The sequence below is a fragment of the Vibrio sp. OPT20 genome, from assembly GCF_963889365.1.
GTDB lineage: Bacteria > Pseudomonadota > Gammaproteobacteria > Enterobacterales > Vibrionaceae > Vibrio > Vibrio splendidus.
Window position 1 is genome coordinate 1 of the sequence record NZ_CAWPOA010000041.1, and the last position, 11,874, is coordinate 11,874.

General features: G+C 46.8%; 7 protein-coding genes. 2 read left to right on the forward strand and 5 right to left on the reverse strand.

The annotated features are described in order from the left end of the window. Nucleotides 1-162 precede the first annotated feature (162 nt). The 3 genes from acs to AACR09_RS08580 form a co-directional block, all read right to left on the reverse strand. The gene (gene acs, locus AACR09_RS08570) at nucleotides 163-2,112 is read right to left on the reverse strand and encodes an acetate--CoA ligase (RefSeq protein WP_004729734.1); all 1,950 of its coding nucleotides are present in this window, start codon (nucleotides 2,110-2,112) and stop codon (nucleotides 163-165) included. Between the two features lie 218 nt (nucleotides 2,113-2,330). Continuing rightward, nucleotides 2,331-2,963: a 3'-5' exonuclease gene (locus tag AACR09_RS08575; protein ID WP_004729733.1), complete on the reverse strand. Its 633-nt coding sequence runs from the start codon at nucleotides 2,961-2,963 to the stop codon at nucleotides 2,331-2,333. Between the two features lie 11 nt (nucleotides 2,964-2,974). Next, nucleotides 2,975-4,807, reverse strand: a complete 1,833-nt coding sequence (locus AACR09_RS08580; protein ID WP_193834820.1) for a DUF294 nucleotidyltransferase-like domain-containing protein — start codon at nucleotides 4,805-4,807, stop codon at nucleotides 2,975-2,977. 232 nt (nucleotides 4,808-5,039) lie between these two features. On the opposite strand from AACR09_RS08580, the gene AACR09_RS08585 reads away from it, so the two are divergent. Both AACR09_RS08585 and AACR09_RS08590 read left to right on the forward strand, forming a co-directional pair. Beyond that, nucleotides 5,040-6,230 (forward strand): 3-phenylpropionate MFS transporter, encoded by a 1,191-nt coding sequence (locus AACR09_RS08585; protein ID WP_017077574.1) that lies wholly within the window; start codon nucleotides 5,040-5,042, stop codon nucleotides 6,228-6,230. Between the two features lie 110 nt (nucleotides 6,231-6,340). Then, nucleotides 6,341-9,772, forward strand: coding sequence for a hybrid sensor histidine kinase/response regulator (locus tag AACR09_RS08590; RefSeq protein WP_228010483.1), 3,432 nt, complete (start codon nucleotides 6,341-6,343; stop codon nucleotides 9,770-9,772). Nucleotides 9,773-9,916: 144 nt separating this feature from the next. On the opposite strand, the gene AACR09_RS08595 is transcribed toward AACR09_RS08590, so the two are convergent. Beyond that, the gene (locus AACR09_RS08595) at nucleotides 9,917-11,302 is read right to left on the reverse strand and encodes a class II fumarate hydratase (RefSeq protein ID WP_193834790.1); all 1,386 of its coding nucleotides are present in this window, start codon (nucleotides 11,300-11,302) and stop codon (nucleotides 9,917-9,919) included. 12 nt (nucleotides 11,303-11,314) lie between these two features. After that, nucleotides 11,315-11,701, reverse strand: coding sequence for a hypothetical protein (locus tag AACR09_RS08600; RefSeq protein ID WP_004729728.1), 387 nt, complete (start codon nucleotides 11,699-11,701; stop codon nucleotides 11,315-11,317). Nucleotides 11,702-11,874: the final 173 nt, after the last annotated feature.

An 11,874-nucleotide genomic window follows, 5' to 3' on the forward strand; every position in this document is an offset into this window, starting at 1 on the left:
AGGGCGAAGGGAAAGAACATTCCCTAGAACAGTTAAGCCTAGACCACAGCGGTATGCTAAGAACAAAAATGCCGTTCACTCTTAAGTGAACGGCATTACCGCACAGGTGACGGTTTTGTTATGGTCTGTTTTAAACAGTGATTAGCTAATGTGACGGGTTGCTTATGCCAGTTCAGCTTTCTCTGCAATCAGTTTATCAACCACACTTGGGTCGGCCAGTGTCGAGGTATCACCTAGGTTTCCAGTATCGCCGGTGGCAATTTTACGCAGGATACGACGCATGATCTTACCCGAACGAGTTTTTGGCAGAGAGTCTGTCCAATGCAGGACATCTGGTGTTGCGATTGGGCCAATCTCTTTACGTACCCAGTCTTTGACTTCTTTATGAAGCTCTGCGGTTGGGAACTCACCATCATTAAGCGTGATGTAAGCGTAAATTGCTTGGCCTTTAATATCGTGAGGAATACCGACAATCGCTGCTTCTGCAATCTTATCGAACGCCACTAGCGCAGATTCAATTTCAGCGGTACCCATACGGTGACCTGATACGTTAAGCACGTCATCGACACGACCAGTAATCCAGTAGTAACCGTCTTCATCACGACGAGCACCATCACTAGTGAAGTACATGCCTTTAAAGGTCGAGAAGTAAGTCTGTTCAAAACGGTCATGATCGCCATGTACGGTACGCATTTGGCCTGGCCAAGAGTCAAGAATCACAAGGTTGCCGTCTGTTGCACCCTCAATGATGTTACCCATGTTATCAACCAGCGCGGGCTGTACACCGAAGAATGGGCGAGTCGCTGACCCCGGTTTTAGGTCTGTTGCGCCCGGCAGTGGTGAGATTAAGATACCGCCCGTTTCTGTTTGCCACCATGTATCGACAATTGGAGATTGCTCATTACCAATTGTTTTGTAATACCACTCCCACGCTTCAGGGTTGATAGGTTCACCTACCGAACCCATGACTCTTAGGCTGTCACGAGAAGTACCTTCAACCGCTTCATTGCCTTTCGCCATCAAAGCGCGAATCGCTGTTGGTGCAGTATAAAGAATATTAACTTGATGCTTATCGACCACTTCACTCATGCGGCTGGTGTTCGGGTAATTAGGCACGCCTTCGAATAGGATTGTTTTTGCGCCATTGGCAAGCGGCCCGTAAACAAGGTAAGTGTGACCAGTAATCCAGCCCACATCCGCAGTACACCAGAAGGTTTCGCCTTCTTGGTAATCGAATACGTATTTGAAGGTCATGGCTGCATAAACAAGGTAGCCACCTGTGGTGTGCATAACACCTTTAGGTTTACCTGTAGAGCCTGACGTATAAAGGATGAATAGTGGGTCTTCTGCGTTCATCTCTTCTGGTGGGCAATCAGCTGATACGTTTGCGATAGCATCATGCCACCAAACATCACGGTGTTCGTGCCAAGCAACATCGCCGCCAGTGCGTTTGAATACGACAACCTTCTCGATGTTCTTCACTTCAGGGTTAGTCAGTGCTTCATCGACGTTTTTCTTCAGCGGAACAGCACGGCCGCCACGCACGCCTTCATCGGCAGTGATAACGACTTTAGAGTTTGAATCGATAATACGACCAGACAGTGCTTCAGGTGAGAAACCACCGAATACCACTGTGTGAACCGCACCGATACGGGTACATGCCAGCATCGCAACTGCAGCTTCTGGAACCATTGGCATGTATAAACAAACCACATCACCTTTACGTACGCCTTGCTCTTTCAGAGCATTTGAAAACAGGCACACTTCTTTGTGTAGTTCGTTAAAGGTTAGGGTTTTATCATCAGCAGGGTCATCGCCTTCCCAGATGATAGCGACTTCATCACCGCGCTCAGCAAGGTGGCGGTCGATACAGTTAGCCGAAACGTTAAGCGTGCCATCTTCAAACCAGCGAATGTCAATGTGGCCAGGGTCGAAAGAGGTGTTTTTTACCTGTGTGAAAGGCTTAATCCAATCAACGATTTTTCCGTGTTCACCCCAAAAGCCTTCAGGGTCAGAAACAGATTGTTGGTACATGGCTAGGTAAGTGTCATTATCCGCGTGCGTGGTTGATTTAATATTTTCTTTTACCGGATAAACGTGGGCTTCACTCATTGCATCTCTCCTTGTGCCTACATTCCTAATGAACTGGCAACTTCCTTTGTGTTCAGTTTCTAGGTCTATTACAGAACCGTCGTTGTGCTATCACTCTCGGCTAGGACGGCGATTTCCACAATTAGACTTTAGGATGAGACGCCGCTTTTCACTTAAAAAATAGCGAGTTAAGTTCATTTTTGAGAGATTGCTCTCTATGTGGAAAGGCAGTAGTTGAATTAGGTATACGAAGAGTTGAAGCGCGGTAAGTCGCCGTGCTTTAGGCGAACAAAAATCAGCGCCGCGGAGATAGCGTCTTGTAATGCATCATGTTTATTGACCGGGATAGGTAAATCGAGCTGACGACAGATGGCATCGATACTGAGGTCAAAATAGGCATTCGGCAGCTGCCTTTCGAGTTTATCTTGGTAGAGCTGGCTCACTTCGACTAATCGGTTAGGCAGTGGAAATCCAAGCTGTTTTAAACAGGCACGGTCGAGAATCTTCTTATCATAGCGGATGTGATAGCCGACTAAAGGACGATTTCCGATGAAGTTCAGTAGCTCAATTAGGGCTTGTTTCTCTTCTATACCGTGCTTTAGATCTTGATGGCGAATGCGGTGGATTTTGATGGAATTGCAATCGAGTGACTGAGGTGCTCTGAGTCGAACTTCAAAAGGTTGGCTGGTAATGATTCGGTTACCGATGATCTTTGTCGCGGCAATAGTGACTAATTCCGCCTGATTAGGGTCGAGGCTGGTGGTTTCACAATCGAGCGATACATATTCATTATGCGTAGGCGTAGCAAACAGAGGCTGATAAGGAGAGCCTTTGAGCTTGTGATGCCAGTAATAACGAACCAATCTATTCATCGTTCAGCCGCCTAATCTCTTATTTGATAGTGGTAACCTAGCCATTGCTTGAATTTCTTCACCACATGTAAGCTATGACGAAGCAGATCTCTGTCTGCTCGCTCCATCAGTTTGACGTTGATCTTGTTGCTGCTGTGTTGCTGAGAAAGCCTTTGGGTTAAGCGCCACTTAAAAAATTGTTTGAGAGCTTCACTGAGATTGTCTGCGGTGCTTTGCTCTAACACCTTCTTGCTGACCAGCTGCTCAATGCGTTCGAAGGTGTTGTTGACCGTGACACCATGCTCAAGACAAAGTGCTCTCACACCATGCACGATAGGGAAAATACCGCCTTGTTTGATATCGAGCCCTGATTTGGATTTTTTTACATTACCAAACAGGGTGAGGGGAACCGAGAAGTTCAGAGCAGGGCGGCAGAATTCAGTCAGAATCAATTCCTGTCCGAGCATCAAATCACTGAGGTGTTGTTTTACTGGTTTTAATAACTCTCTGTTACCCGCAACGGCGTGTGCATCCGCCATGATAGCAATATCCATCACGGTGTCTGGCGTGGCTTTTTTTACCCAACGGGTGAGCGTTTGTTTCCACTCTTGTTCTGAATGTACCCATTTCGGATTGTTGACCATCACGTTGCCCGGGCAGAGTGGATAGCCCAATTGCTGCAATGTATGCGTTAGGTCGTTCATGGCACTTTGGCATTGGTGCCACTCCAAACCATCCTGAATAATCAGCGCATTATCTTGGTCGGTTTTAAGGATTTGCTCTCCGCGACCTTCAGATCCCAATACGATCAGGCAGCAATGATTATGCAGTGCGGGTGGGATAACCAACTCAAAAGCCTTCTCTATGATCTGTTCATTAACGGCTGAAATTAGCTCCATGATGAAGCGCGTGCGAATGCCGTTACTGAGTAGGCTTTCAACTAGTTGACGTTGCTTGTTGGAGGCTAATGCGAGCTCTTCAATGCTGGTGGATCGCGCAATACGCAAAGTAAGAACGTGAGAGTGAGTAGAGAATGCACTCAGAATCTGCGTCATATCCACCATACCAACAGCATTTGGACCATCACAAACCATCAACCTTTTTACGCGATTTCGGGTCATGGTGATCATGGCGTTAAATAAGAAGTCCCCTTGATTAACGTGCAGTACCGGGAACGTTGCTATCTCGCCAACCGCGGTATCGAGCGGATGGTTATCGAGCATCACCGCGTGCAATAAATTGGTTCTTGTGACGATTCCATACGGAAAGGTACATGATGATCCAAAAGCTTTTGGATCATCATGTTCTAAATGAACTAACGCCGAGTCCAACCCTTGTTCTTTAAGGGTTTGAGTAACTTGGTTGATAGGTTGGCCAGGTTCCAGTATCAGTGGAGGGTGATAGATCGACTTGTCCACTTTGGTCAGTATGAACTCGGCAAGATTCTGTTGCTGTTGAGCGGCTTCTATCAACGCTTTTCGTGTCGAAAGGTTGCTATCAAAGTAAGCGGCAAACTGGCCATTGGCGTGGTAAAGCTCGAGAAAGGTATCGGTCGGTAGTAGATAACTTAAGGTATCTTCAAGCGCGATATATTGGTGTTTGGTGTGAGGTTCAAACTGGCTTCGGACATCAAAAATATCGTCATTGGCATAGTGTGCGTAAATCTCGCCATCACTGCTCGCGCGCTCTTCAACAGCCCCTTTGATCAAAATGTGCAGGTGTCGGCTCGGCCTATCGGCTTCCAGTATTACTTCTTGAGAACGGTAATACACCACGTCTAATGAAGAGCGCAGCTTCAACTGTTCGGTGTCGGACAGGCTGTCGAAGGGTGGGTGCTGCATATTAAATTTGTCAGGCATAAGCATCACAAGAAGGAATGGGAGTCTTTAATCAGTCTGACAAAATACCAGCGAAGCTCCAGACGACTTTAGTCTAAATGAGAGTATGGGTATCGATGAGCCTGAGATATCTCGTTGAAATGCGATATCCAAGTAAATTGAATATAGGAATACTATCCCAGTAATAATTCCCTTTTTCATCGTATGCGAGATAGGCATAATTGGTGCTGCCTTTTTCCGCACACTTTATAGGTTATTTATGTTTAGCCCTTCACCCTATGGCTGGATCTCTCAGTATTTTCTTGGTTTCTTTTTTGCGTATGGCGTGTATTTGCCATTTTGGGCGTTGTGGTTTGAAGACCAAGGCGTGTCTGCTGGTGATATTGGTGTATTGATTGGTATCGGCTTTGCGACGCGTTGTGTGGCCAACCTAGTGATTACGCCACGCATCCATAAAGTTGAACACTTGATGCCAGCTTTACGCTGTTTGAGTTTCGCCGCGCTGTTGTTTGTCGGCTTCCACTTTTTTACGGGTGGCAGTTTTATACTGATGTTGCTGGCAACGGTACTGTTTAATCTGTGTTGTGGGCCGATCATTCCTCTTTCTGACGCAATGGCTAACCATTACAGTCGTCTTAAGATGCTCGACTACGGCCGAACTCGCCTTTGGGGTTCGGTTGCTTTTATCGCGGGTTCAACCGTGGTTGGTTATCTCGTGGCTGAATTCGGCACTGACATGATTTTGTATACTGCGCTTGCCGGTGTGTTGTTGTCGTTGATTCTTGCGATGAGAAATCCCAATGTGATGCCAGTAACACAATCTGAGCAACAAGCGGTGCGACCAAAACTAGGTGAGTTACTGCGCGAGTCGTCAGTGGTGAAATTTTTAGCCTTGATGGCACTGTTGCAAGGTAGCCATGCGGCTTACTACAGCTTTAGTGCAATTTATTGGAAAGAAGCCGGTCACTCAGAAGCGATCATCGGTTATTTGTGGAGCCTTGGTGTTGTCGCTGAGGTGGCCGTATTTGCGTTAAGTAAGCGCTTATTCTCTGGTTGGTCACTGCGTACTCTGTTCGTGGTAGCGGCAATTGGGGTGATGGCTCGTTGGGGTATTACCGCTTCTACCACAGCGATTTTCGCACTGGTTATGGTGCAACTGCTGCATGGTGTGACGTTTGCTATGGCACACATCGCAGCGATTCAATACATCCAATCTGAAGAACAGAACAAGATGGTTGCGCTGCAAGCTCTCTATAATGCGATTCCATTGGGTGCATTTATCGCACTAATGACCACCTTAAGTGGTTGGGGATATGAGCTTTGGGGTGCCAATATCTTCTGGGGTATGGCCGCAATGGGAGCACTTGCCTTGTTTATTAAGGTCGATGAAAGAAGCTCAGTGGTTGAGGTTAATCAAACAGCCTCAGCTCAATCTGATGCTCAGAATTAAAGCCTAAAGCACAGAATTTAAGCGATGCGATTGAGTTAAACGCACTTCCCTAGTTAAATGAAACCTCTCCCTTATGGAGAGGTTTTTTTATGGATGAAAAAGGGTTTTTAATGCAAGGATGGATAGTAATTCCAGTCTCTTTAGCCTATTTGGGCGTGTTGTTTTTGATCGCTTGGTATGGAGACAGGCAAGTTCGTTGGCTATCACGCTGGCGTCCATGGATCTATAGCCTTTCTATTGCGGTGTATTGTACCTCTTGGACCTTTTATGGAACGGTCGGGCAGGCGAGCAATAACCCATGGTCCTTCTTGCCCATCTACCTCGCCCCTATTTTGGTTTTCACGTTGGGATGGCGGATCTTAGCTCGGCTGATCCTCATCGCCAAGCGTGAACACATCACCTCTATTGCCGACTTTATCGCGGCTCGTTATGGAAAATCTCAAGGCTTAGCGGTGGCGGTGACCATTATCGCTGTGGTTGGTATTCTTCCGTATATCGCCCTGCAGTTGCGCGGTATTACCATGGGGTTGGATATTGTTGCGCCAAACCTAGCCACTGATTTTGGTTATCAGGACTATCACGTCTCTTGGTTTGTGGTCGGTGCATTGGCCATTTTTACCATGTTGTTTGGCACGCGACACATCGATAACACGGAACACCACCGTGGCATGATGATGGCTGTAGCGTTTGAATCCATTGTTAAGCTCGCGGCATTTTTGATTGTTGGCTTGTTCATCATGTACCTGGCGGTGAGTAGTGACAAAATCGACCTGCTTGATGTGGCGGCTTCCACCTATGAATCGCCGAATATTCCGACCTTAATTATTCATACCGTTTTAACCATGTTGGCGATTGTCTGTCTGCCGCGCCAATTCCACACCATGGTGGTTGAGAACGAACGTCCTCAAGATTTGCATACTGCTCGCTGGCTGTTTCCGCTTTACCTGATTTTGATGGGACTTTTCGTGCTGCCAATTGCTTGGGCAGGACAAGGGTTGCTCACTGACATGCCGGCTGATACTTACGTTATCAGCGTGCCAATGGCAGAAGGTGCGAATCACATTGCTTTGTTAGCTTTCCTCGGAGGTACTTCGGCGGCGAGTGGCATGGTGATTGTATCGACCATCGCATTAGCGATCATGGTATCGAATGATTTAGTGATGCCATTGCTGCTGCGCCGTATGCGTCTAACCCAAAGAACACATCGACATTTTTCTGGCCTGTTACTGGTGATTCGACGTGGGTTAATTTTGCTGCTGTTACTTGGTGCTTGGTTGTTTTATCAGGCCCTCGATACTATCCATTCATTGTCGGCTATTGGCTTTCTTTCTTTTGCTGCGATTGCTCAGTTCGCTCCTGCATTAATTGGTGGATTGTACTGGCGTCCCGGAAACCGAAAGGGTGTCTATGTCGGTTTGCTTGTCGGTTCGGTGATCTGGCTGATTACCCTGATGAGTCAAACCAGCATGCTGGCGGGCGATAGTGAAAGTAACTTACTGCTTTGGATTATCACACCGCCAGAACTGCTGAGAAGTTGGGATGTTAGCAGCTCAAATTGGGGCATAGTGCTGAGTATTTTACTCAATACCTTGTGCTATGCCGTGGTCTCAATGACGACCAGGCCAAGCCTAAGTGAGCGCTTACAATCGGCAGCATTTGTTGGTACACCACTGCCTGAAAATGAGAACATCAGCCTCTATCAAAACCGTGTGACAGTCGCAGAATTAGAGATGTTGGCATCGCGTTTTGTGGGTCGCAAGCGAGCGAAAAGCGCCTTACATAGCTATTGGCAACAGCACGGTCAGCCGTTACTTCCTAATCAACAAGCGCCCGCAAGCCTGATTAGACATGCAGAGCGTGTACTTGCTGGGGTGTTCGGTGCTTCGTCTGCTAAGTTAGTACTCACTTCTGCTTTGCAAGGCAGAAACATGCAGCTTGAAGAAGTGGCGACCATCGTTGATGAAGCCTCGGAATTGTACGACTTCAGCCGTGGTTTACTGCAAGGCGCGATTGAACATATTGGCCAAGGCATTGCAGTAATCGATAAACAAATGAGGCTGGTGGCGTGGAATCAACGTTACTTAGAACTGTTTGAGTTCCCTGCTGGCTTGATTCAGGTTGGTCGACCCATTTCAGATGTGATTCGTCACAATGCTGAGCAAGGTTTGTGTGGTCCGGGCGACCCGGAAGATCACGTTCGCCGCCGTGTTTATCATCTTGAACAAGGCACTCGACACACCTCTTCTCGCATTCGTCCTGATGGTCGAGTGATTGAAGTACAAGGTAACCCGATGCCAAGCGGTGGCTTTGTGATGAGCTTTACCGACATCACGGTATTCAGACAAGCAGAGCAAGCGCTAAAAGATGCTAACGAAAGCTTGGAATCGAGAGTGCATGAGCGAACTCAAGAACTCGAGAAGCTTAACCATCGCTTGGTAAAAGCAACTCAGATTTCGGACCAAGAATCACAATCCAAGAGTCGTTTTCTTGCGGCTGTGAGTCACGATTTGATGCAGCCATTGAATGCTGCCCGCTTGTTTGCTTCTTCGTTATCTGAGGTCGCCAAAGAACAAGAGGTCAAACAGCTTTCATCCCACATCGAGAGTGCCCTTGGTGCGGCTGAAGATCTGATTGGTGATTTGTTGGATATCTCGCGCTTGGAATCCGGCAAGTTAGAAACCAACATTCATGCGATTGCCGTACATGATGTACTAACCAATTTGAATGCGGAATTTAGCGCTTTAGCGATACAACAAAAAATCCAGTTTCAAATGATCCCATCGTCATTGTTCATTCATTCTGACCCTAAGTTATTAAGACGCGTGATTCAGAACTTTTTAACTAATGCGTTTCGCTATAACCCGGAAGGAAAAGTGGTCCTCGGTGCGAGACGAGTGAATGGTCAGGTGCGAATCGATGTGTGGGATAACGGAACCGGTATCGATGAAGACAAGCAACAAGAGATCTTCGAAGAATTTACTCGTGGTAGCCAAGTGCGTGCTGATCAGGGGTTAGGGCTAGGTTTAGCCATCTCCAAAGGTATTGCCCATGTGCTTGGTCATCAAATATCGATGCGTTCATGGCCGGGTCAAGGCAGTGTCTTTTCCATCACCTTAGCGAGAGCTGAAAAGGTGGCTCCGGTTGTACAAGCTTCGACGCCAATGGCGACCAGTGATATCGAGCACTTGAAAATATTGTGTGTCGATAATGAACGAGAGATTTTAGTCGGTATGGAGAACTTGATTGGTCGTTGGGGTTGTGAGGTTAAGACAGCCGTTGATCTAGTTGAAAGCTTGAAGTGCCTAGATGATGGTTGGCAGCCGGATGTGATTTTCTCTGATTACCGTTTGGATAATGGCCGAACCGGACTCGAAGTCCTGCAGCAGTGTCGTTTACGCCTTGGGGACTCTTTTGAAGGGGTCATCATCAGTGCTGATAGAACCGATGACATGCTGGCAGCAATAAAAGCCAATAGCTTCAGATTTATAGCTAAACCCGTCAAGCCGCTAAAACTCAGAGCGGTTCTAAATCGGGTGAGTTAATTAGGAATAATCAGCTCGAATTCCTAATTAATGAACGGATGTAAAAAAGGCCTCGGATGAGGCCTTTTTTGTTTCAGTAAGGATCGTTAATGCCTATTCGCTTTTTAACTAACTAGATAAATAGATAAATAGATAAATAACTAGCTAACCAGCAATACCACCCTGTGTCAGTGTAGTCGGATTGAGCAGTTTGCTGAGTTCTTCTCGGCTAAGATCGGTTTCTCTTTCTGCCACATCAAGAATCGGTAAGCCTTCTTTGTAGGCCTTCTTGGCAATATCTGCTGCTTTTAGGTAGCCAATCACAGGGTTGAGCGCTGTCACCAGAATTGGGTTCTTTGACAGTGCCAAATCGAGATTGTCTTGGCGCACGGTGAAGGTAGCTATCGCTTTATCAGCCAGTGCGACTGAGCTGTTGGCTAATAGTTCTATGCTTTCTAGAACGTTATGAGCAATAACCGGCAGCATCACATTCAATTGGAAGTTACCCGATTGGCCAGCAATCGTGATCGTGGTGTCATTACCAATCACTTGCGCTGCTGCCATGGCTGCAGCCTCTGGAATCACAGGGTTGACCTTTCCTGGCATGATAGACGAGCCCGGTTGCAGCGCTTGTAACTCAATTTCCCCTAAGCCAGCCAGCGGGCCTGAGTTCATCCAGCGAAGATCGTTTGAGATCTTGAGGATCGCAACTGCTGCAGTTTTAAGCTGACCAGAAAACGCAACGATCGCGTCTTGGCTGCTGAGGTTAAAAAAGAAGTTTTCACTCGAGGTAAAACTGATCTTTGTTGATTGAGACAGGTTACTTGCAAATTTATCGGCAAAGCGTGGGTCGGCATTGATCCCCGTACCTACCGCTGTGCCACCTTGAGCAAGCGCCTTGATTGCTGGCAAGCTGCTTTCAATGGCTTGCTTAGCGTGTTCAATCTGGAACTTCCAACCACCAAGCTCTTGAGCAAAGGTAATCGGCATCGCATCCATTAGGTGAGTACGACCTGTTTTTACTACCTCAGCAAGCTCTTGCTGTTTAACGGTAAGTGTTGCAGAAAGGTGAGTTAATGCAGGCAACAATTTGTTTTCTGTCATCAAAGCAACGCTTACTTGGATCGCCGTTGGCACGACATCGTTACTGCTTTGACCCATGTTGACGTGATCATTGGGGTTCACGTCGCCTTGCAGGCTTCTTGAAGCGAGTGTCGCAATCACTTCGTTAGCATTCATGTTAGAGCTGGTACCAGAGCCCGTCTGATAGACATCAATAGGGAATTGCTCGAGGTGTTTACCCTCAATGATCTCTTGGCTGGCTTCGGCAATTGCGTTCGCAATATCACCTTCTAATAAGCCTAATTGAGCGTTGGTATCGGCGGCGGTTTGCTTAATTAACGCCAGTGCTTGAATAAAGCTGGTTGGCATCTTGTGCGAGCTAAATGCGAAGTTATCCGCGGCACGTTGAGTTTGTGCCTGGTATAGCGCATCGGCAGGGACTTTAACTTCGCCCATGCTGTCTTTCTCAATCCGAAATTCTTGGGTCATGTTCTATCCTTGTTAGCCAAGTGGGGCTTGGACTTGTTGTAGTGTCTGGCTGATATTCAAAAAACGCGCTTGGCCGTGCGGTTGCTGGCGGTAGTGGCGTTTTAAATAAAATAGTGGCGAGTGAATAGAGTCTAGGCAGATATGACGAAAGGCGAAACTGTGGTCAGGAGACTCAATCGCTTCAATTAAATGAAAGAAAACTTGGCGCAGGTACAGTTCACACAACAAGATATTTTCTTGAGCGGCATGCTTTTCATAGTAAGCCGACAGCGTGAGTGCGCATTCGATATAGTCTCGAATCACAAACGGTTCGTTACCTTGAACTTGCTCTAATGAAGCAAAGCGATCCTGCGCTTTGTAAAATCTTGAATAGAGAACCTGCTGCTCTTTCATCATCATTTGCATCTCTTTAATGGATGTTAATGATAATTATTATCAAATGAGAATTTAAAAACAACCCTTTCTTTAGTCTTTTTATAAAATGGCAGGGAAAAAGAAAAAGCCGATACATAAAGTATCGGCTTTCTTGAGTCAGTACCTAATCCCTACAATGTAAGTACTGATTCATTTTC